19 protein-coding genes are annotated in these 21,087 nt (G+C 71.7%); 8 read left to right on the top strand and 11 right to left on the bottom strand.

Annotated elements, in window-relative coordinates:
- Positions 1 to 35: 35 nt before the first annotated feature.
- The 4 genes from AB0K12_RS07180 to AB0K12_RS07165 all read right to left on the bottom strand — a co-directional run bounded on the left by AB0K12_RS07180 (position 36) and on the right by AB0K12_RS07165 (position 2,726).
- Positions 36 to 302 (bottom strand): hypothetical protein, encoded by a 267-nt coding sequence (locus tag AB0K12_RS07180; protein ID WP_345386917.1) that lies wholly within the window; start codon positions 300 to 302, stop codon positions 36 to 38.
- A 69-nt stretch (positions 303 to 371) separates the two neighbouring features.
- On the bottom strand, positions 372 to 1,223 hold the full coding sequence (locus tag AB0K12_RS07175) for a helix-turn-helix transcriptional regulator (protein WP_364556374.1): 852 nt from the start codon (positions 1,221 to 1,223) through the stop codon (positions 372 to 374).
- A 57-nt stretch (positions 1,224 to 1,280) separates the two neighbouring features.
- Positions 1,281 to 1,544 (bottom strand): hypothetical protein, encoded by a 264-nt coding sequence (locus tag AB0K12_RS07170; RefSeq protein ID WP_364556372.1) that lies wholly within the window; start codon positions 1,542 to 1,544, stop codon positions 1,281 to 1,283.
- Positions 1,545 to 1,712: 168 nt separating this feature from the next.
- Positions 1,713 to 2,726: a phosphotransferase family protein gene (locus tag AB0K12_RS07165; RefSeq protein WP_364556370.1), complete on the bottom strand. Its 1,014-nt coding sequence runs from the start codon at positions 2,724 to 2,726 to the stop codon at positions 1,713 to 1,715.
- Positions 2,727 to 2,819: 93 nt separating this feature from the next.
- Here AB0K12_RS07165 and AB0K12_RS07160 point away from each other — a divergent pair, with 93 nt between their 5' ends.
- A complete protein-coding gene (locus AB0K12_RS07160; RefSeq protein WP_364556368.1) occupies positions 2,820 to 3,731 on the top strand; it encodes an ROK family protein in 912 nt (303 codons plus the stop codon).
- Here AB0K12_RS07160 and AB0K12_RS07155 read toward each other — a convergent pair.
- The 6 genes from AB0K12_RS07155 to AB0K12_RS07130 all read right to left on the bottom strand — a co-directional run bounded on the left by AB0K12_RS07155 (position 3,722) and on the right by AB0K12_RS07130 (position 13,813).
- The gene (locus AB0K12_RS07155; RefSeq protein WP_364556366.1) at positions 3,722 to 5,440 is read right to left on the bottom strand and encodes an acyclic terpene utilization AtuA family protein; all 1,719 of its coding nucleotides are present in this window, start codon (positions 5,438 to 5,440) and stop codon (positions 3,722 to 3,724) included. The two genes, AB0K12_RS07160 and AB0K12_RS07155, sit on opposite strands and share 10 nt — an antisense overlap.
- Positions 5,428 to 6,186: an enoyl-CoA hydratase-related protein gene (locus AB0K12_RS07150; protein WP_364556364.1), complete on the bottom strand. Its 759-nt coding sequence runs from the start codon at positions 6,184 to 6,186 to the stop codon at positions 5,428 to 5,430. The genes AB0K12_RS07155 and AB0K12_RS07150 overlap by 13 nt, the downstream gene beginning before the upstream one ends.
- Positions 6,183 to 8,048, bottom strand: a complete 1,866-nt coding sequence (locus AB0K12_RS07145) for a biotin carboxylase N-terminal domain-containing protein (protein WP_364556362.1) — start codon at positions 8,046 to 8,048, stop codon at positions 6,183 to 6,185. Before AB0K12_RS07145 ends, AB0K12_RS07150 begins: the two co-directional genes overlap by 4 nt.
- The gene (locus AB0K12_RS07140; RefSeq protein ID WP_364557727.1) at positions 8,045 to 9,580 is read right to left on the bottom strand and encodes a carboxyl transferase domain-containing protein; all 1,536 of its coding nucleotides are present in this window, start codon (positions 9,578 to 9,580) and stop codon (positions 8,045 to 8,047) included. Before AB0K12_RS07140 ends, AB0K12_RS07145 begins: the two co-directional genes overlap by 4 nt.
- 132 nt (positions 9,581 to 9,712) lie before the next feature.
- Positions 9,713 to 12,283 carry a protein kinase gene (locus tag AB0K12_RS07135; protein ID WP_364556360.1) on the bottom strand — a complete coding sequence of 857 codons (2,571 nt, stop codon included), beginning with the start codon at positions 12,281 to 12,283 and terminating at the stop codon, positions 9,713 to 9,715.
- Positions 12,284 to 12,451: 168 nt separating this feature from the next.
- A complete protein-coding gene (locus AB0K12_RS07130) occupies positions 12,452 to 13,813 on the bottom strand; it encodes an FAD-linked oxidase C-terminal domain-containing protein (protein ID WP_364556358.1) in 1,362 nt (453 codons plus the stop codon).
- A 52-nt stretch (positions 13,814 to 13,865) separates the two neighbouring features.
- Here AB0K12_RS07130 and AB0K12_RS07125 point away from each other — a divergent pair, with 52 nt between their 5' ends.
- Positions 13,866 to 14,438, top strand: coding sequence for a hypothetical protein (locus tag AB0K12_RS07125; protein ID WP_345386892.1), 573 nt, complete (start codon positions 13,866 to 13,868; stop codon positions 14,436 to 14,438).
- Here AB0K12_RS07125 and AB0K12_RS07120 read toward each other — a convergent pair.
- Positions 14,435 to 15,646, bottom strand: coding sequence for an aminotransferase class I/II-fold pyridoxal phosphate-dependent enzyme (locus AB0K12_RS07120; protein WP_364556356.1), 1,212 nt, complete (start codon positions 15,644 to 15,646; stop codon positions 14,435 to 14,437). The two genes, AB0K12_RS07125 and AB0K12_RS07120, sit on opposite strands and share 4 nt — an antisense overlap.
- 273 nt (positions 15,647 to 15,919) lie before the next feature.
- Here AB0K12_RS07120 and ctaD point away from each other — a divergent pair, with 273 nt between their 5' ends.
- The 6 genes from ctaD to frdD are packed head-to-tail and all read left to right on the top strand — an operon-like array spanning position 15,920 to position 21,085.
- The gene (ctaD, locus tag AB0K12_RS07115) at positions 15,920 to 17,563 is read left to right on the top strand and encodes a cytochrome c oxidase subunit I (protein WP_364557724.1); all 1,644 of its coding nucleotides are present in this window, start codon (positions 15,920 to 15,922) and stop codon (positions 17,561 to 17,563) included.
- Positions 17,564 to 17,595: 32 nt separating this feature from the next.
- Entirely contained in the window at positions 17,596 to 17,829 is a 234-nt protein-coding gene (locus AB0K12_RS07110; RefSeq protein ID WP_364556355.1) for a hypothetical protein, read from the top strand.
- A 5-nt stretch (positions 17,830 to 17,834) separates the two neighbouring features.
- The gene (frdA, locus tag AB0K12_RS07105) at positions 17,835 to 19,568 is read left to right on the top strand and encodes a fumarate reductase (quinol) flavoprotein subunit (RefSeq protein ID WP_364556353.1); all 1,734 of its coding nucleotides are present in this window, start codon (positions 17,835 to 17,837) and stop codon (positions 19,566 to 19,568) included.
- Entirely contained in the window at positions 19,561 to 20,343 is a 783-nt protein-coding gene (sdhB, locus tag AB0K12_RS07100) for a succinate dehydrogenase iron-sulfur subunit (RefSeq protein ID WP_364556351.1), read from the top strand. Before frdA ends, sdhB begins: the two co-directional genes overlap by 8 nt.
- The gene (locus tag AB0K12_RS07095) at positions 20,340 to 20,747 is read left to right on the top strand and encodes a hypothetical protein (RefSeq protein ID WP_364556349.1); all 408 of its coding nucleotides are present in this window, start codon (positions 20,340 to 20,342) and stop codon (positions 20,745 to 20,747) included. Before sdhB ends, AB0K12_RS07095 begins: the two co-directional genes overlap by 4 nt.
- Positions 20,744 to 21,085 carry a fumarate reductase subunit FrdD gene (frdD, locus tag AB0K12_RS07090; RefSeq protein ID WP_364556346.1) on the top strand — a complete coding sequence of 114 codons (342 nt, stop codon included), beginning with the start codon at positions 20,744 to 20,746 and terminating at the stop codon, positions 21,083 to 21,085. Before AB0K12_RS07095 ends, frdD begins: the two co-directional genes overlap by 4 nt.
- Positions 21,086 to 21,087: the final 2 nt, after the last annotated feature.

Genomic DNA, 21,087 nt, shown 5'->3' with positions numbered 1-21,087 from the left:
CGCGGTGGTCAGGCGCGGTGGTCAGGCGGGGGTGATCAGGCGGGGAGGGCGGCGAGGAGGAAGGCGAGGCGGGCGGCGGCCGACTCGACGTCGTCCGTGGTGCCCAGGCGGTAGCCCCAGGAGGTGATGAACGCGCCCTCGTCGGAGCAGGTGACGGTCTCGGCGAGGGTGGCGGAGAACCGGTTGCGGACCGACACGTACGCCGGGTCGCAGGCCAGCGCGATGCTCTGGACCGACAGGTCGGCGTGACGACCCGCGTGCCAGGCGAAGCGCTCAAGGCTGAGCGCGGTATCAAGCATCATGCGTCACCTCCGCAACGTCTCGCGACAGAATTGCACGATCTTGGCGGAGGAGGCAAGCAATTGCTGCGGTTAATGTGGAGTTTGTTTCCGGTATTCGTGAAGAACGGAGATGATGACCTCCCGTCCGGTCTCATCGAACTCCGCCACCTTCACGTAATCGTCGAAGGCCCGTACGTAGAAGGCGATGTCGTCGGGGTCGCGCAGGATGAGGTCCTTCGTCATGGTGGCGACCGCGACCAGGGCCTCGTTGAAGATCCAGAAGCCGTTGATGGGGCTGGACGGCAGCTCGGTGCCGAACGGGACGACGCCGAACTCCACGTTCGGCAGTGTGCTGACCGCGAGCAGGCGGTCGAGCTGGCCGCGCATCACCTCCGGCGGGGCCAGCGCCGAGCGCAGCGCGGCCTCCGTGACGACGAACCTGAACGTCCGCGTGCGGTCGTACAGGATCTCCTGGCGCTGCATGCGCACCCGGACCGCCGCGTCGATCTGGTCGGCGGCGCTGTAGAGGCGCTTGACCTTGCGGAAGACGTGCCTGGCGTACTCGGAGGTCTGCAGCAGGCCCACGATGATGCCGGGCTCGAAGACGCGGAACAGCTTCGTGCGCGCCTCCAGGTCGCGGATGTCCTCCTGGAGCGCGGCCAGGCCGCTGCGGTGGCGCTGCTTCCAGTCGTCGTGCCGTTCGAGCAGCGCGATCGACTGCCGGATGAGCTCGTCGGTCGTGTCGGGCGAGGCGTTGACGGCCTGCGCCCACACGACGACGTCATCCTCGGTCGCGGTCTGCCGGGCGTTCTCGAGGCGGGAGACCTTGGAGGGTTGCCAGCGCAACCGCTCGGCCAGCTCCTTGCCCGACAGATGGGCCGCCTCGCGCAATTGGCGTAACTGGCTGCCGAGATCGATGCGCGCCTGCTGAAAGGACGTCACGCGGCAAGAGGCTAGCTCCGGTCACGCCGATCATGCCAGGGCCCTCCGCAAATGTGATCAAGCGGTTGCCGTGGGTGTCCCTTCGCTGGTCGGGAAAGCGGTTACCGTCCCATTCCGACCATCGGGGAGGACGCGGCGGGCGATGTCGGTGAGCAGTTCGCGGGGCACTTCGACCGCTGTCTCGCCGTCGAGGACGTCGCGGAGGTCCGCGAGCGCCTCCGCGTCGGTGACTTGCAGACCCTGCACGACGATGGTGCCGCGGTCGGTCTCGTACAGGGTGGGGCAGGCGCCCGCCTCCGAGGTGGAGCCGAGAAACCGCATGCGCATGACGATCCTTCCCCGATGATTGATGCAATTGCGCGCAATTGTACGGGCCGGGGGTAAGCGTGTGATCGTTTTTCCGGAAATCGTGATATAAGGCTGGCGCGGACACATGCCTTTTGTGGCGATTTATGGTGGCTGTGTGTGGCTTTCGGGTTGTTCGACCGATCAGGAGAGCGTGCCGCCCATGAACTCCCGCGCCCGCTCGAACAGGCCCAGCGTCGTCGCGTGCAGCAGGTCGCCGATGTCTTTGGGCGCCTTGCCGGCGCACGCCCGCGCGTGGGTGCCTTCGAGCACGATGCCCAGCTTGAAGCAGGCCATGACCGCGTACCACTCGACGGCCGACATGTCCCGCTCCGACAGCTCCCCGTAGTAGGCGACGATCTCCTGCGGCGCGGGCAGGCCGGGCACGTGCCCGGCGCTCGACGGCCAGGTGGCCAGCAGCCAGCCCAGGTCGAGCAGCGGGTCGCCGATCGTGCACATCTCCCAGTCGACGATCGCCGCCACGCGCGGGCCGTCGCAGGCGAACATCAGGTTCGCGAAGTGGTAGTCGCCGTGCATGATGCCCGGCGTGAACGCGCGGGGCAGGTGGCGGGTCAGCCATGCGGCGGTCTCACGCAGGCCCGGGATGTCGGGGCCGGGATAGCCGTCGAGCTCCCCGTACGAGTCGAGCTCCTTCAGCCAGCGCGGCACCTGCCGCTCCAGGAAGCCGTCCGGCCGCCCGAACCCCGGCAGCACGTCCGGATCGACCCGCCCCAGCTCGGCCAGCGCCGCGGCGGCCTCCAGGCCCATGCGGTGCCTGATCGCCGGGTCGGAGGCGTGCGGCTCCGGCAGCCCCGTCGAGGGGTTGAACCCGTCCACCGGCTCCATGAGGTAGAACACCGGCTCGCGCAGCGTCTGCGCGGCCACCAGCCGGGGCGCGGGGACCTGCGTGCCGCGCAGCGCCGCCAGCACGCGCGCCTCACGGCGCAGCACCTCGTTGCTCTTGCTGCGGGCGTGGACGGGCGGGCGGCGCAGGATGTACGCGCGGCCGCCGCGCTCGAAACGGACCATGACGTTCTGCGTGCCGCCGAGGACCGGCGCGGGGCCGGTGATGGGGCCGCCGGGCAGGCCCTGGGTGTCCATCCACGCTCCGAGCGCGTCGAAGTCGATCGTGCCGACGTCGATGTGGGTGGAGGTCATGGGCCGCCCCTCGACAGAACGATATTCTGGTGCCCGACCTTACGAGAGCGGCTCCCGGCCGGTCAACCATGAGGTTGTGAAAGGATGCCGCGGGTGACGTACGTGGCAGCGATCGACGTCGGCGGCACCACCATGAAGGGCGGGCTCGTCGCCCGCGACGGGACGATTCTCCACCTCGAACGCAGGACCACGCCGCGCGCCGAAGGGCCGGAGCACGTGATCGCGGCGATCTCCCGCTTCGCCGCCGACCTCACCCGCCCCTGGGACGGCTCAAGAACACCCTCGCCGGGCCTCGGGACCCTCGCGGACGGCACGCGGCCGGTCGCGGTGGGGCTGGCCGTGCCGGGGCTCGTCAGCCCTACGCATGCCGTCTTCTCCGCCGCCTTCGGCTGGCGTGACGTGCCCGCCGCCGCGTTCGCCGACGTGAACCTGCCCGTCGCGCTCGGCCACGACGTGCGGTCGGCGGGGGAGGCGGAGCTGGCGTACGGGGGCGGCGAAGCACACGTGCTCTACCTGCCGATCGGCACGGGCATCGCGGGAGCCGTGGTGCCGTCAGGAGCGCTCTACGGCGGCGCGGGCGGCTGGGCCGGGCAGATCGGGCACGTCCCCGTGTGGCCCGACGGGCTCGCGTGCGGGTGCGGGCAGGCGGGGTGCCTGGCGGCGTACGCGTCGGGGTCGGCCGTGGCGGCGCGGTGCGGGGTCCCCGCCGCCGAGGACGTCGTCCGGCTGGCCGCCCGGGGCGACGCGCGGGCCACGGCGGTGTGGGCGGAGGCGGTGGAGGCGCTCGCGCTGGCGCTGGCGACGTACACGCTGGTGCTCGATCCCGCGGCCGTCGTCATCGGGGGCGGCGTGTCGCAGGCGGGGGACGCGCTCGTGGTGCCCCTGCGCGAGCGGCTGGCCGCCCGGCTCGCCTTCCGCCCCGCTCCCGATGTACGGACCTCGCGCCTCGGCCCCCTGGCCGGCCTGCTCGGCGCGGCCCTGCTGGGCTGGAGCGCTCAGGGGTGAAGGCCGGCCGGGACCTCCACCGGGCGGGCCCGGAGCTCCTCGCCCAGCGCCTTGGCCTGCGGGTCCAGGCGGGTGCTCGCCGCCACGCCCCGGCCGAGGAGGCCGTGGATCACGAAGTTGACGGCCTTGAGGTTGGGCAGCTCGTGCCGGTCCACGCGGTACGGGCGCAGGGTCGGGAGGAGGTCCTTCAGGGTCTCTGCGGTGAGGTACGCGGCCAGCCAGTCGTAGCGGGGCCGGGTGTCGGTCCAGACGCCCAGGTTCGCGTTCCCGCCCTTGTCGCCCGATCGGGCCCCGGCGATGCGGCCCAGGGGGATCCGCACGCCCTCCCCTCCGGGAGCCGGCCGCGGCGTGGGGGCTTCCTGGATGATCGGCGCCTCGGTGGGCGGCGGTGGCTGCTCGAAGGGGATCTCGGTGCCGTCCACGAAGACGCGGGGACGGACCTGGGCGGCCGGGACGAGCACCGGCCAGTGCACGCCGTATGGGGAGGCGTCCCCCGGCGGGGTGAGGGCGTAGAAGCCGGGATAGCTGGCGAGACCGGTCTCCACGACGGCCGATGAGAAGGCGCGGCCCGCCGTGCGGCGGTCGTCGGACATGACGGTGATCCGCAGGAGTGCCGTCCCGGCCGCCGATTGCGGGCCCAGGCCGGTGAGGGTGACGGAGACGTCGTCGAAGCGGTCGCGGGGGATGCGGGCCCACAGGGCCTCCTCGGCGAGCCTGGCCTTGGCGGGCAGGTCGAGGCCGGTCAGGACGAGCGTCATCGTGTTGCGGTAGCCGCCCAGGTGGTTGACCGACGCCTTGAGCGTGTCAGGTGGCGGCTCCCCGCGGACGCCGGAGACGCGGACCCGGTCGGGGCCGTCGTCGGTGAGCGTGATGGTGTCGAAGCGGGCGACCACGTCGGGCCCGAGGTAGCGGGGGCCGCCCAGCTCGTACACGAGCTGCGCGGTGACGGTGCCGACGGAGACCAGGCCGCCGGTGCCGGGATGCTTGGTGATGACGGACGAGCCGTCGGCGTGCAGCTCGGCGAGCGGGAAGCCGCAGTGTCCGAGGTCGGGAACGTCCTGGAAGAACGCGTAGTTGCCGCCGGTCGCCTGGCAGCCGCACTCGATGACGTGCCCGGCCACCACCGACCCGGCCAGCGCGTCGAGGTCGTCAGGCGCCCAGCCGTACCGCCAGATGCCGGGCCCGGTCACGAGCGCCGCGTCGGTCACCCGCCCGGTCACCACGACGTCCGCGCCGGCCGTGAGGGCGGCGGCGATGGGCCGGCCGCCGAGGTAGGCGTTGGCGGTGAGCGGGGTGGCGTCGAGGCGCTCGCCCGTGTCGGCGTTGACGAGGTCGAGGGGCAGGCCGGTGAGGTCGTCGCCGGTGACGTACGCGACGGAGGGGCTGAGCCCGAGCCGGTCGGCGAGCTCGTGGACGGCCTCGGCGCACCCGGCGGGGTCGAGACCCCCCGCGTTCGTCACGATCTTGATGCCGCGGTCGAGGCAGGGGCCCAGGACGTCGTCGAGCTGGCGCAGGAACGTCGGCGCGTACCCTGGACGGCCCTTGAGCCGGTTGCCGGCCAGGATGAACATGGTCAGCTCGGCCAGCCAGTCGCCGGTCAGCACGTCGATCGGCCCGCCCGCCACCATCTCGCGGGCGGCGGAGAGCCGGTCGCCGTAGAAGCCGCTGCAGTTGGCGACGCGCAGCACCACGGGGCTCACACCGTCCACGCGGGCGGGCGCTTGGCCTTGAACGCGGCGATGCCCTCCTGGCCCTCCTCGGAGGTGAAGCGCTCGGCCGACAGCTCGGCCATGGCCCGCAGCCCTTCGTGGAACGACATCGCGGGCACCTCCCTGACCAGCCGTTTCGTGATGGCGAGCGCCTCGGGGCCGCCCTTGACCAGCATCTCGGTGTAGCGGGCGACGGTGGCGTCCAGCTCGTCCTCGGGGACGGCCCGCGACAGCAGCCCGATCTCGACGGCCCGCGCCGCGTCGAACACCTCGCCGGTCAGGAGGTATTCGGCCGCCGCCCTGGCCGACAGCCTCCTCAGGACCGGCACGGCGATCATGGCGGGCGCGACCCCGAGACGTACCTCGGTGAACGCGAACGAGGCCGTCAGCGGCGCGATCGCGAAGTCGCACGCGGCGACCAGACCGAGCCCGCCCGCCCTCGCGGTGCCGTTGAGGCGGCAGACCACCGGCTTGGGGCTCTCCCAGATCAGCTCCATGATGTCGGGGAACGACGCCGTCACCGGCGCCCCCGGCTTGCCCTGCTCCTTCAGGTCGGCGCCCGAGCAGAACACCGTCCCCGTGGCGGTCAGCACGATCACCCGGGCCGCGGGCTCGTCCAGGGCCTGCTTCAGCTGCTCGGACAGCTCGCCGAGCAGCGCCACCGACAGCGCGTTGCGGTTGTGCGGCGAGTCGAGCGTGATCGTCGCGACGCCCGCGGCGAGCTCCTTGTGCACCAGGCCCGTCATGAGTCCCCCTCCTGGATGATCGCCAGCACCTCGCCCGCGTCGACCTGCCGGCCCTTCTCCACGTGTACGCCGGACACCACCCCGTCGGCCGGCGCGGTGATCCGGTGCTCCATCTTCATCGCTTCGAGGACGAGGACCGTCCGCCCCTTGGTCACCCGGTCGCCGGGCGCCACCTCGACCCGCAGCACGCTACCCGGCATGGGGGCGAGCAGTGAGCCAGGGGCGGTGTGCTCGGCGGGTTCCGGCAGGCGGGGGAGCGGGGTCAGCCGTGCGGCGCCCTCGGCGTGGTCCACGTAGAGCGGGCCTTCCGGCTCGTACCCGGCCACCTCGTACGCACGCCGCACGCCGTCGCGCTCCAGCACCACCTCGTCGGGCCCGGCCTTGACCACGCGGACGTCGGGGGGCAGCGGGTCGTAGGTGACGGGGCCGGTCTCCTCGAAGGTGACCGCGCGGGGCTGGGAGCGGACGTTGCGCCAGCCGCCCGGCAGCCCGCCGAGTACGCGTGCCCGGCGCCGGTTGCCGGCGGCCATCGCGAGCGCCGCGGCCAAGGGAGCGAGGTCATCGACGGCCTCCGCGGACGGCAGGGGGTGGTCGAGCAGCCCGGTGTGCGTGTCACCAGCCACAAAGTCCCGATTTTTCAGGACGTCCAGTAATAAATCGCGGTTAGTCGGTACGCCATGCAGCTTCGCCCGCCGCAACGCCCCCGCCAGCCGCCGGACCGCCTCCGCCCGCGTCGCCCCGTACGCGACCACCTTGGCCAGCATCGCGTCATAGTGCGGCGGCACCGCGGACCCCGACTCCACCCCGGCGTCCACGCGCACGTCACCGGGCACCTCGAACCGCCACAACGTGCCGCTCTGCGGCACGAAGGAGGCGTCCTCGGCGTACAGGCGGGCCTCCACCGCCCACCCGGACGGCTCGGGCGGCGACGGCGGCAGCGCCGCGCCCTCGGCCACCTCCAGCTGCAGCCGGACCAGATCGACACCGTAGACCAGCTCGGTCACCGGATGCTCGACCTGGAGCCGGGTGTTCATCTCCAGGAACGCCACCCGGTCGCCCTTGACCAGGAACTCCACCGTCCCGGCCCCGACGTAGCCGATCTTGCGGACGGCCCTGGCGGCGGCGGCGTACAGCAGCTCCCGCGTCGCCTCCGTGACGCCGGGCGACGGGCACTCCTCGATCACCTTCTGGTGCCGCCGCTGCACGCTGCACTCGCGCTCGCCCAGCGTCCACACGCCGCCGTACCGGTCGGCCAGCACCTGCACCTCGACGTGGCGGGCCCGTTCCAGCAGCGGCTCGCCGAAGACCGTGCCGTCGCCGAACGCCGCGGCCGACTCGCGCCGCGCCGACTCCACCGCCTCGGCCAGCTCGTCCGGCCCGCGCACGATCCGCATCCCGCGCCCGCCACCGCCCGCCGACGCCTTGACCAGCAGCGGGTACTCCTCGGGCGCGGCCAGGTCGAGCGAGGGCAGCACCGGCACGCCGGCCTCCGCCATCAGCCGCTTCGCCCCGATCTTGACCCCCATGGCGGCGATCGCCTCGGGCGGCGGCCCCACCCACACCAGACCGGCGTCCAGCACCGCCCGCGCGAAGGAGGCGTTCTCCGACAGGAACCCGTAACCGGGATGCACCGCGTCCGCCCCGCTCGCCCGGCAGGCCGCGAGGATCCGCTCGGCGTCCAGGTACGTCTCGGCCGCCGACACGCCCGGCAGGCGTACCGCCAGGTCGGCCTCGGCCACGTGCGGCGCGTCCGCGTCGGCGTCGGAGAAGACGGCGACCGTGGAGACGCCGAGCGAGCGGCAGGTACGGAACACGCGCCGGGCGATCTCACCCCGGTTCGCGACCAGCAGGCGGGTGATCACGGCCGGAACACTCCATATCCCGCCGGCTCGGGCACCGGCGCGCTGTTGATCGCCGACAGGCACAGGCCCAGCACCGTCCGCGTGTCACGCGGGTCGATCACGCCGTCGTCGTACAGGCGGCCCGACAGGAAGAACGCCGCCGACTCGGCCTCGATCTGCTGCTCCACCATGGCCCGCATGGCCGCGTCCGCCTCCTCGTCGTACGGCTGCCCCTTCGCCAGCGCCGACGCCCGGCCCACGATGGACAGCACCCCGGCGAGCTGCGCCGGGCCCATCACCGCCGACCTGGCGCTCGGCCAGCTGAACAGGAAGCGAGGCTCGTACGCGCGCCCGCACATGCCGTAGTTGCCCGCCCCGTACGAGGCGCCCATGACCACGGTCAGGTGCGGCACGGTCGAGTTGGACACCGCGTTGATCATCATGGCGCCGTGCTTGATGATGCCGCCCTGCTCGTAGTCCTTGCCGACCATGTAGCCGGTCGTGTTCTGCAGGAACAGCAGCGGGGTGCGGGTCTGGTTCGCGAGCTGGATGAACTGGGTCGCCTTCTGCGACTCCTCGCTGAACAGCACCCCGCGCGCGTTCGCCAGCACGCCCACCCGGTAGCCGTGCACGCTCGCCCACCCCGTCACCAGCGAGGCGCCGTAGAGCGGCTTGAACTCCTCGAACACGCTGCCGTCCACCACCCGGGCGATCACCTCGCGCGGGTCGAACGGCACCTTGAGGTCCTCAGGCACGATGCCGAGCAGCTCGTCCGCCGGGTACGCCGGCTCGCGCACCTCCCCGTCCGGCTCGCGGCCCAGCTTGCGCCAGCCGAGCGAGGCGACGATGCGCCGGCCGATGCGTAAGGCGTCGTACTCGTCCTGCGCCAGGTGGTCGGCCAGGCCGCTCACCCTGGCGTGCATCTCCGCGCCGCCCAGCGACTCGTCGTCGGACTCCTCGCCGGTCGCCATCCTCACCAGCGGCGGCCCGCCCAGGAACACCTTCGCGCGCTCCCTGACCATCACCACGTGGTCGCTCATGCCCGGCACGTACGCGCCGCCCGCCGTCGAGTTGCCGAACACCAGCGCCACCGTCGGCACCCCCGCCGCCGACAACCGCGTCAGGTCGCGGAAGACCTGCCCGCCGGGGATGAAGATGTCCTTCTGCGTCGGCAGGTCCGCGCCGCCGCTCTCGACCAGGTTCACGTACGGCAGGCGGTTGCGCAGGGCGATGTCGGCGGCGCGCAGGGTCTTGCGCAGCGTCCACGGGTTCGACGCCCCGCCGCGCACGGTCGGGTCGTTCGCCGTGATCACGCACTCGACGCCCTCGATCACGCCGATGCCCGAGACCAGGCTCGCGCCCACGGGGAACTCGGTGCCCCACCCCGCGAGCGGCGACAGCTCAAGGAACGGCGAGTCGGGGTCGACCAGCAGCTCGACACGCTCCCTGGCGGTCAGCTTGCCGCGGGCGCGGTGCCTGGTGACGTACCGCTCGCCGCCGCCCGCCACCGCCTTCGCCTGCTCGGCGTCCAGCTCGGCCAGCTTGGCGAGCATCGCCTCCCTGCGGGCACGGTGGTCGGCCGAGCCGGTGTCGAGCCTGCTGATGATCACGGGCGCCCTCCTCGTACGGAGCCGACGATCATGCCCACGCTAACGCAGGCCCGCCTCCCGTCACAGCCCGCGGGCTCAGCTGCAGTGGCTCCACTCCGACTTCCACACGTACGAGTTCCACGCGCCGCCCCAGATCACGCACTTCTTCTTGGCGGGCAGCCGCACCGGGCCCGCGTAGGCGGTGAACGAACCGGGGTCGTTCGCGCTGGCGCCGCCCTTGACCTGGAGCATGGCGCTCATGTTCACCTTGTTCGGGTGGACGTAACGGGAGATCGTGACCACGCAGTTCATCCCGGCGCCGGCGTTGTAGAGCAGGTAGACCGTGGCGTGGCCGGCCAGCGCGTGCGAATTGATGATCGCGTACCCGGCGCCGCACAGCGACGTGGCGCTGGCCGTGTTCGCCTTCAGCGACTTGCTCGGCTTGACCTCTTTCTTGCGGGTCGTGGTCGGCTTCGGGGTCTTGCCCGGCTCGTCGTCCGGGTCCACGACCGTCGTCTTGCGCGTCGGCCTGGGCGTCGGGCGGATCGACGGCGCCGTCGTCGTCACCGTCGGCACCTGCGCGATCGGCTCCTTGGTCGGCTTCGGCTTCTTCGTCTTCTCCGGCTCGATGTCCAGCGTCGGGACCGGCGCGGGGGAGCCCGTCGGGGCCGGCGTGGGCGAGTCGGACGTCGTGGGCGCCTCACCCTGGCCGGAGCCGCCGCCGTCGGCGTCGGTGTCGCTGGAGGACTTGCCCACGGCGACCACCGGGACCTCCTTGCCGGCGTTCGCCTGCACGACCACCGCCCCGGCCACCACCAGCAGCGCCGCGGCGGCAGCACCGGACAACGCCAGCGTCAGCGTCCGCCGCTGCTTCGCCCGCGCCCCATCACCGTCCTGCCCAGGCCCACCAGGCCCGCCGCGCCCACCGGCACCATGCCCACCGGCACCATGCGCACCGGCACCATGTCCACCGGCACTGGGCCCGCCAGCTCCGGGCGCACCAGCGCCGGGCCCAGCTGGGCCGTGCCCGCCGGGCCCGTTAGTGCCGGCCGGGCCGTTCTGGAACGGGCCGCCGGGGCCGCCGTGCTGCTGAGGCATCCCGGGCCCGCCCTGCGCAGGCCCGTGCGGACCCTGAGCGCCGGCGTGCGGGCCCATCTGACCGGGAACGCCCGGCCCTTGCGGTCCGAACGGCATCCCGCCCGGCCCTTGTGGCGCGCCCGGCTGCCCCTGCGCCGGTCCGCCCTGTCCAGGAACGCCCTGTCCAGGAACGCCCTGTCCTGGGACGCCCTGACCGGGTGCACCGGCCTGACCGGGCATACCGCCGTGCGCCGGGCCTCCGGGCACGTTGCCGGGGCCGCCGAGCGGCAGGGGGCCGGTGGTCTGCGGCATGCCGGGGTGCGGAGCGCCGTGCGGCGGATTGCCAGGAACCCCGCCCTGACCGGGCACGCTCTGTCCGGGCACGCTCTGTCCGGGACCGCCCGCCACGCCGCTCTGGCCGGGAACGCCGGGCTGGGCCTGAGGGCCGGTCTGGCCGGGGAGGCTGGAGCCGAGGTGGGCGGTGGCGGCCAGATGGCCGTAGTCGCCGGTTTGGGGAGGGGCCGTGCCCTGGGGGCCGCCCGCGAGGTACGGGCCGGTGGGCTGCGTCCAGGGGCCGGGGTAGTGGTCCTGGCCGGAGCCGTCTCCGCCGGCCCCGAAAGCCCCGGTGGCCCCTTGAGCCGCGGCGGCGGCCTGGGCTCCCGCGGCGGCCTGGTCGGCGGCGGTCTGCGGGACGCCGGTCTGCGTGGCGCCGGGCTGGGCGCCGGGCTGGGCGCCGGTCGGGGTGGAGCCGGTGACCGGCTCGATGGCGGCCTTCGGAGCGGGCTGGCCGGTGAGGTGGACGATCAGCTCGTCGGCGGTGGGCCGCAGCGACGGGTCCTTGGACAGGCAGGCGGCGACCAGCTCGCCCAGCATGCCGTCCATCGTCCCGAGCTCGGGCTCCTCGTTGAGGATCCGGTTCATCACGACGGGGATGGAGTCGGCGCCGAAGGCGGGCTTGCCGGTGGCGGCGAACACCATGGTGACGCCCCACGCGAACACGTCCGCCGCCTCGGACACGGCGGCCCCGCTGAGCTGCTCGGGCGCGAGGTACGAGGGGGTGCCCATGGCCATGCCGGTCGCGGTGGCGCCGGGCGAGTCGAGGGCGCGGGCGATGCCGAAGTCGATCACGACGGGACCCTCGGGCCCCATCAGCACGTTGGCGGGCTTGAAGTCCCGGTGCAGGATCCCGGCCCGGTGGATGGCCGCCAGGGCGGTGGCGGTGCTGATGGCCAGCCGTTCGAGCGCCGCGCCCCGTCGCGGTCCCTCGTTGATGACCAGCTCGCGCAGGGACGGCCCCGGCACGTACTCGCTGACGATGTACGGCCGGCTCCCGTCGAGGTCGGCGTGCAGCACGGGCGCGGTGCAGAACCGCGCCACCCGCTGCGCGACGGCGACCTCGCGCAGGAAGCGGGTCCTGGCGTCGGCGTCGGCCACGAGGGCGTTGTGCAGCAGCTTGACCGCGACCTGTTCCCCGGAGTCGCTCTTGCCGAGATAGACAACGCCCTGGCCGCCCTCGCCGAGCCGGGCGACGATGTCAAACGCCCCCAGCCGCCGCGGATCGTCCGCCGCCAACGGCTGGAACTGATTCACGTCGGACCCCCATAACAACCCAATAGATGAGGCAAAACGCTACCAGCGCTACGCTTGAGGCGTCTGCCGGACGTGTCAGAAGTTTCAGGTTTTGACGAGCAAAGTCAGCGTTCCTGTGCAGGTCGTGTCCGCCGCGAACCCCAAGGTCACGGCTTGGTCAACCGAAGATCAGATCGCTTTGCCCGGGTTCAGGATGCCGAGCGGGTCGAAGACGGCCTTGATCCCCCGCTGGAGCTCGGCCGCCACCGGCCCCGACTCCAGCTCGAGCCAGCGCCGTTTGAGCAGCCCCACGCCGTGCTCGCCGGTGAGCGTGCCGCCGAACTCCAGCGCGCGCCTGAACACCTCGTCCGCCGCCGCCCACACCTCGGCGGGCGGTTCGAGCGTCCCGTGCTCGAAGATGAAGACCGGGTGCAGGTTGCCGTCGCCGGCGTGCGCGACGGTCGCGATGCGCACGCCGTGCCGCACGCCCGCCTCCTCGATCGCGGTGATCATGTCAGGCAGGACGGACCTGGGCACGCACACGTCCTCGACCAGGCACGCGCCCAGCCGCTCCTTGGCTCCGTACGCCAGCCGCCGCAGCCCCACCAGCTCCTCGGCCTCGGCCGGGCTGGAGGAGACGGCCACGAACGAGGCGCCGTTCTCGGTGCAGATCCGCTCCATGCGCTCGACCACCGCCTGCCCGTCGGGCACGTCGGACTGCCCGATGAGCATGGCCTGCGTGCTCGCCTCCAGGCCGATGTTGCGCCAGTCGTCGATGGCCTGCAGCGTGGCCCGGTCGAGCAGCTCCATGAGGGACGGCTGGCAGCCCGCCGCCATGATCGCCGAGACGGCCGCACCCGCGTCGCGCAGCGAGCCGAACTCGGCGGCGAACGTCGCGGGCGGCGCGGCCGGCGCGCGGCGCAGCCGTACGGTGGCGGCGGTGATCACGCCGAGCGTGCCTTCCGAGCCGACGAACAGGCCGGTCAGGTCGTAGCCGGTGACGCCCTTCATCGTGCGCCGGCCGGTGTTCAGCACCCGGCCGTCGGCCAGCACCACTTCGAGGCCGAGCGCGGAGTCCCTGGTCACGCCGTACTTCACGCAGCGCAGCCCGCCGGCGTTGGTGGCCAGGTTCCCGCCGATCGTGGAGATCTCGTACGAGGAGGGGTCGGGCGCGTACATGAGCCCGTGCTCCCTCGCGGCCCTGTCGAGGTCGGCGGTGATGACGCCGGGCTCGACGACCGCGATCTCGTCGGCGGGCGACAGCTCCCTGATCGCGGTCATCCTGGCCAGCGACAGGATGATCGTGCCGTCGCCGGCGACGGACGCGCCCGCGAGGCCGGTTCCCCCGCCACGCGGCACCACCGGCACCCGGTGCTCGCTCGCCCACCTGAGGGTCGTCACCACGTCGTCGCGCGTGGTGGCCAGCACGGCGCCGAGCGGCTTGCCCGGCGCCAGAAACGTACGATCCCGGGCATAGGAGTCGATCACATCGGGGTCGGTCACGACACGCGCTTCGGGCAGGGCGTTCACCAAGGCATCAATCGGTCTCACATCTCGAAGCCTATGGTTTGCGCAGCGCGTTCCTTAAGGCCAGACTGCCCGGATGAACGTCGAGTGCCCGGTGTGCTCCAAGGATGACCAGGTCGTCGCGGTCCCTGGAGCGGTCGCGGCCGGGACCACGTACAAGATCGGCCGGGTGCGGTTACCGGGGGCGCGCGAGGTCGCCGATCTGCCCACGGCGGCGGCGCTCGGCGCGTCCAAACACGTGATGAGCCGGACGCAGCTCGCGGTCTGGCTGTCGTTCCCCAGCCGCCACTACACCGCGTGGACCAGGAACCAGGGCTACGTGCTGCTGCTCGTCGCGGCCCTGATGCACCTGGTCATGTCGCTGATCATCGCCATGGGGCAGGACCCGGCGTGGGGCGAGGTGCTGCTCGCCCCGTTCTGCCTGACGGGCCTGTTCTGGGGGTTCGGGCTGCTGAACGTGCTCGGCTCGTACGGCGCGCGCAAGCGCGACCGCGTCGAGGCCCCGGCCAGGGAGAAGGCCCTGGCCGTGTGGGAGAGCCTCTGTTACTGCGCCCGCGACAACGTCGCCTTCGAGCCGGGGGTCGGCGTCCCGTTCCATCCGAGCGAGACGCGCGAGTACATCTTCGGCTTCAGGAACGGCCAGCGCTAGCCGCGCTCCTCCGCCACCAGGCGGACGCACACGGCCAGGCCCTCGATGGCCTGCTCCAGCTCGTCGAGCTCGGGGAAGGTGGGCGCGATCCTGATCGTGCGGTCGCCCGGGTCCTTGCCGTAGGGGTGTGTCGCGCCCGCCGGGGTGAGCGCGATGCCGGCCGCCTTGGCCTTGGCGACGACCTCGGCCGCGTGGGGCACCTCAAGGCTGATGAAGTAGCCGCCCTTGGGGCTGGTCCAGGTGGCCAGGCCGCTCAGCCGCTCGCTCAGCACCTTGTCGACCAGCTCGAACTTGGGCCCGATCAGCTCCGCGTGGCGGCGCATGTGGGCCTCGACGCCGGCCGGGTCGCGCAGGAACTCGACGTGGCGCAGCTGGTTGATCTTGTCGGGGCCGATCGACTGCTTCGAGGTGTTGCCGAGGAACCACTCCACGTTGGCCGGCGAGGAGCCGAAGAACGACACGCCTGAGCCGGCGAGCGTCACCTTCGAGGTGGAGGCGTAGACGAACACGCGGTCGGCGTTGCCGTGCTCGGCGGCCAGCGTGAGGATGTCGGCCAGCTCGTCGGGGGTGTCGGTGAGGTGGTGGACGGCGTAGGCGTTGTCCCAGAAGATGCGGAAGTCGGGCGCGGCCGTCGGCATGGCGGCCAGCCTGCGCACGGTCTCGTCGCTGTAGGTGACGCCGGACGGGTTGCTGTACTTCGGCACGCACCACATGCCCTTGACGCTCGCGTCGGAGGAGACCAGCTGCTCCACGACGTCCATGTCGGGGCCCTCGGAGGTCATCGGCACCGCGACCATCTCGATGCCGAGCCGCTCGCAGATCGTGAAGTGCCGGTCGTAGCCGGGCACCGGGCACAGGAACGTGACCTTCGGCTCCTCGACCCACCGGCGGGCGGCGCCGGGGACCTTGCTGAGCAGCGCGTGCACGACCGTGTCGTGCATCAGCGCGAGGCTCGCGTTGCCGCCGACGACCAGCTGCCCGGCCGGGACCTGCAGCAGCGGCGCGAACAGCTCGCGCAGCTCGGCCAGGCCCTGGAGGTTGCCGTAGTTGCGGCCGTCGGTGCCGTCGGCCGCACGGTAGGACGTGGGCAGTTTCAGCAGGTCGTTGGAGAGGTCGAGCTGGCGCGGCGACGGCTTGCCCCTGGTCAGGTCGAGCGAGAGCCCTCGCTGGACGAGGTCGGCGTAGTCACGCTGGGCGGTCACGAGCATCTCCTCCGATTCGGTTCGCCTACGCAGGATAGAAGATGCCGCCGGCAGCACCGGCCCGCTTTCCGCCATCTGGACACCTCCGGCGGCCGTTCCCGCAAAGCTTTCGGCGGCGAATCCCAAAGAACGACTTCACGAGCGGCGGTCGTTGGCGTGCAATGGGTAGATCGGGGCAGGCACAACTCCGCGTCGGAGGGAGCAGCCGTGACGACCGTGCGGGAGACCTCGATCGAGCAGGTCCGGCGCCGTCGCACCGGGACGGTGATCGTCTCGTGGATGTCCACGACCGACCACAAGGTCATCGGATACCTGTATCTGATCACCTCTTTCGGCTTCTTCCTGGTCGCCGGCGTCATGGCGATGATCATCCGGGCGGAGCTGGTCGCGCCCGGCATGCAGCTCGTCAACCAGCAGCAGTACAACCAGCTGTTCACCATCCACGGCACGATCATGCTGCTGCTGTTCGCCACCCCGCTGTTCGCGGGCTTCGCGAACGTGGTCATGCCGCTGCAGATCGGCGCCCCCGACGTGGCCTTCCCCCGGCTGAACGCGGTGGCGTACTGGCTGTTCCTGTTCGGCGGGCTGATGGTGGTGGCCGGGTTCTTCACGCCGGGGGGCGCGGCCGACTTCGGGTGGTTCGCGTACACGCCGCTGGCGTCCTCGACGTTCTCGCCGCAGATCGGCGGCGACCTGTGGATCATGGGCCTCGCGCTGTCCGGCCTCGGGACGATCCTCGGCGCGGTCAACTTCATCACCACGATCATCGGCATGCGCGCGCCCGGCATGACCATGTTCCGCATGCCGCTGTTCACCTGGAACGTGCTGCTGACCAGCATGCTCGTGCTGATGGCGTTCCCGGTGCTGGCCGCCGCGCTGCTGGTGCTGGAGTCGGACCGCAAGCTCGGCACGCAGGTGTTCGTCGCCGGCAACGGCGGGCCGCTGCTGTGGCAGCACCTGTTCTGGTTCTTCGGCCATCCCGAGGTCTACATCATCGCGCTGCCGTTCTTCGGCATCATCACCGAGGTCATCCCGGTCTTCAGCCGCAAGCCGATCTTCGGCTACATGGGGCTGGTCGGCGCCACCATCGCGATCGCCGGGCTGTCGATGACCGTGTGGGCGCACCACATGTTCCCCACGGGGCAGGTGCTGCTGCCCTTCTTCTCGTTCATGACGTTCCTCATCGCCGTGCCGACCGGGGTGAAGTTCTTCAACTGGATCGGCACGATGTGGCGGGGTCACCTGACGTTCGAGTCGCCGATGCTGTTCGCCGTGGGCTTCCTGGTGACGTTCCTGCTCGGCGGGCTGACCGGCGTCATCCTGGCCTCGCCGCCGCTCGACTTCCACATCACCGACACCTATTTCGTCGTCGCCCACTTCCACTACGTCGTCTTCGGCACCGTCGTGTTCGCCATGTTCTCCGGCTTCTACTTCTGGTGGCCCAAGATGACCGGCAGGATGCTGGACGACCGGCTGGGCAAGGTGCACTTCTGGACGCTGTTCATCGGCTTCCACACGACCTTCCTCATCCAGCACGTGATCGGGCAGCTCGGCATGCCGAGGCGCTACGCCGACTACGGCGCGGGCGACGGCTTCACCACGCTCAACCAGATCTCCTCCGTCGGGGCGTTCCTGCTCGGCGCCTCGACGCTGCCGTTCCTCTACAACGTCTGGAAGACCGCAAGGCGCGCGCCCAAGGTCACCCTCGACGACCCGTGGGGCTACGGCAACTCCCTGGAGTGGGCGACGAGCTGCCCGCCGCCGCGGCACAACTTCACGTTCATGCCGCCCATCCGCTCAGAGCGGCCCGCCTTCGACCTGCACTATCCGCGTGAGGAGACGGCCGAGAGCCCCGCGCCGGACGAGATCTCCGGCGGGGACGACGCCCCCGAGGTGCCGCCGCGCGCCGACGCACCTGGCTGACCATGACATCTCGCCATCTAAGGAGATCGGCGATGACCGGCAGCAAGATCCCGTTCGACCCCGAGACGGCCCCCTGCGGGAAGAAGTCGGGCGGTGAACGTCTCGTCGACGACGACGGTTACGGCCTCGTCATCAGGGACCAGCTCTTCGACTGCGGCTGCCGCAGGATCCGCCACGAGTACCACGACGGCAGCATCCACCTGTCGGCCGTCCGCCACGACGGCAAGCGCGTCAAGGACCCCATCGAACCGGACAGGGGGAAGTGAGCGCCATGATCGACGTGCTCATCGTGGGGGGCGGCGGCGCGGGGTTACGCGCGGCCGTGGCGGTCGCCGAGACGGACCCGGCGCTCAAGGTGGCGGTCGTGTCGAAGGTCTATCCGATGCGCAGCCACACCGTCTCCGCCGAGGGCGGGGCCGCCGCGGTGATCGGCGTGGACGACACGCTCGACGAGCACTGCTACGACACGATTTCCGGCGGCGACTGGCTGTGCGACCAGGACGCGGTGGAGGCGTTCGTGGCCGAGGCGCCGGCCGAGCTGATCAGGCTGGAGCACTGGGGCTGCCCGTGGAGCAGGGAGCGCGACGGGCGGGTGGCGGTGCGGCCGTTCGGCGGCATGAAGAAGATGCGCACCTGGTACGCCGCCGACAAGACCGGCTTCCACCTGCTGCACACGCTCTTCCAGACCACCCTGAAATATCAGGACATATTGCGGTACGACGAGTGGTTCGTCACCAAGCTCCTCGTGGACGACGGCCGCGTCCACGGCGTGGTGGCCGTCGAGCTGCGCACCGGCCGCATCGAGACCGTCCACGCCAGGACCGTGATCCTCGCCACCGGCGGCTGCGGCCGGGTCTTCCCCTTCACCACGAACGCCGCCATCAAGACCGGCGACGGCATGGCGCTGGCCTACCGGGAGGGCGCGCCGCTCAAGGACATGGAGTTCGTCCAGTACCACCCCACCGGCCTGCCGTTCACCGGCATCCTCATCACCGAGGCGGCCAGGGCGGAGGGCGGCTGGCTGCTCAACAAGGACGGCTACCGCTACCTCCAGGACTACGACCTCGGCAGGCCGACGCCCACGCCCAAGCTGCGCAGCATGGAGCTGGGCCCGCGCGACCGGCTCTCGCAGGCGTTCGTGCACGAGCAGCGCAAGGGCCGCACCGTGGACACCCCGCACGGTCCCGTCGTCCACCTCGACCTGCGCCACCTCGGGGAGGGCAGGATCGAGGCCCGCATCCCGTTCGTCCGCGAGCTGTGCCGCAGCTACCAGAACCTCGACCCGGCCACCGACCTCATCCCGGTGCGCCCGGTCGTGCACTACATGATGGGCGGCGTCCACACCGACCTGAACGGCGCCACCCCGATCGCCGGGCTGTTCGCGGCGGGGGAGACGGCGTGCGTGAGCATCAACGGCGCCAACCGGCTCGGCTCGAACTCGCTGCCCGAGATCCTGGTGTTCGGCCGCCGGGCGGGCGTCGCGGCGGCGGAGTTCGCCAGGGAGCACCGTGAGCCGCAGCCGGCCGTCGCAGGAGCCCAGGGGGAGGACGAGCGGCGGCGGCTGCTCCGCGCGCGCGAGCGGCACGAGGGCGGCGAGCGGATCGCCGGCCTGCGCGAGCGCATGCAGCACACGCTGGAGGAGGCGGCCGGCATCTACCGGACCGGCGACGTCCTGGCCAAGGCCGCCGACACGCTCGCCGACCTGCGCGAACGCGCCGAGTACGCGCGGGTCGAGGACGACAGCGGCCCGTTCAACACCGAGCTGATCAGCCTCCAGGAGCTGCGCGGCATGCTGGAGATCGCCCAGACGATCGTGGCCTGCGCGCTCAACCGGCAGGAGTCGCGCGGCGCGCACCAGCGTACGGACCACACCGCCAGGGACGACGCGACCTACCTGGCGCACTCACTGGTGCACCGCGCGCCCGACGGCACGCCGTCCGTCGGCCTGCTGCCCGTGACGATCACCCGCTGGCCTCCGGGAGAAAGGGTGTACGGCCGTGACTGAGACGAGGCGGGAGATACGGCAGGCGGCACGGCAAGCGGAAGAGCAGGCGGGCACCCGCACGATCAGGATGGAGGTCGCCAGGTTCCGGCCCGGCGAGCACGACGCGCCCGTCATGCAGGGCTACGACGTGCCGGTGCGGCCCGGCTGGGCGGTGCTCGACGGGCTCAACCACATCAAGGACCGGCTCGACGGCAGCCTGTCCTACCGGTGGTCGTGCCGCATGGGGGTGTGCGGCTCGTGCGGCATGACGGTGAACGGCGAGCCGCGGCTGACCTGCGGCACGTTCCTCACCGAGTACGGCGAAGGCCCGGTCAGGATCGAGCCGCTGAAGGGCTTCCCGGTGATCAGGGACCTGGTGGTGGACATCGACGGCTTCCTGGCCAAGCTGTCGTCGGTGCGGCCGTGGCTGATCAGGCAGGGCGAGGAGCCGCCGCTGACCGCCGAGTACGCCCAGACGCCCGAGCAGCTGGAGGCGTACAAGCAGTACAGCATGTGCATCAACTGCCTGCTGTGCTACTCGGCCTGCCCGGTCTACGTGCTCGACCCCGACTTCCTCGGCCCCGCCGCGATCGCGCTGGCGCAGCGCTACAACCTCGACTCGCGCGACATGGGCGACCGGTTCGACGTGCTCAGCCAGGACGACGCGGTGTGGGGGTGCACGTTCGTCGGCGAGTGCACGAAGGTCTGCCCGAAGCACGTGGACCCGGCGGAGGCGATCCAGCGTTACAAGCTGACGGCGGCGCTGCGCTCGGTGCTGCCCTGGAGCAGGAGATGAAGGCCGGTGAGGAGGTCACCCCGGCCGTCTACCGGCCCGGGCGCGACCGGCTGTGGTTCACCCGCAGCCGCGGCTACGCGGTGTTCGTGCTGCGCGAGCTGACCAGCGTCTTCGTGGCGTGGGCCGTGGTGTTCCTGCTCATGCTGGCCGGCGCGGTGCTCGGCGGCCGCCTCGCGGAGTTCGCGGCGCTGGCGGCCCGCCCGTGGATGGTCGCGATCAACGTGGTGGCCCTGGTGGCGACCGCCTTCCACGCGGTCACGTTCCTCAACCTCGCGCCCAAGGCGACCGTCGTCCGGCTGGACGGCTACCGGCTGCCGGCCTGGCTGATCCAGGGCGGCAACCACTCGCTCTGGGCGGTCGTGTCGGCGGTCGTCGCGTTCTTCGTGCTGAGGGGGTTCGGGTGAGACGCCGGCTGGAGCCGTACCTGTGGCTGCTGTTCAGCGGCGGGGGAGTGGTGGCGGCGCTGCTGCTGCCGGTGCTCGTGCTGCTGTTCGGGGTGCTCATGCCGCTCGGCGTGCTGGAGTGGCCGGCGCCGGAGCACCTGAGCGGCCTGCTCGGCCACGTGCTGGTACGCGCGGCGTTCGTGGTGGTCGTCGTGCTCTGTCTCTTCCACGCCGCCCACCGTCTCCGCTTCACCAGCGAGGAGCTGCTCGGCATCGGCCGCTTCGACGTGCTCATCGCGATCCTGTGTTACGGGGCCGCGGTCGCGGGCGGTGTCGTGGCTGTGACCTTGATGGTGTGATT

It is taken from the genome of Nonomuraea sp. NPDC049419 (assembly GCF_040676995.1).
Classification (GTDB): domain Bacteria; phylum Actinomycetota; class Actinomycetes; order Streptosporangiales; family Streptosporangiaceae; genus Nonomuraea; species Nonomuraea salmonea.
The sequence above is the reverse complement of the archived record's forward strand: the minus strand, read 5'-3'. Positions and strand labels throughout refer to the sequence as shown.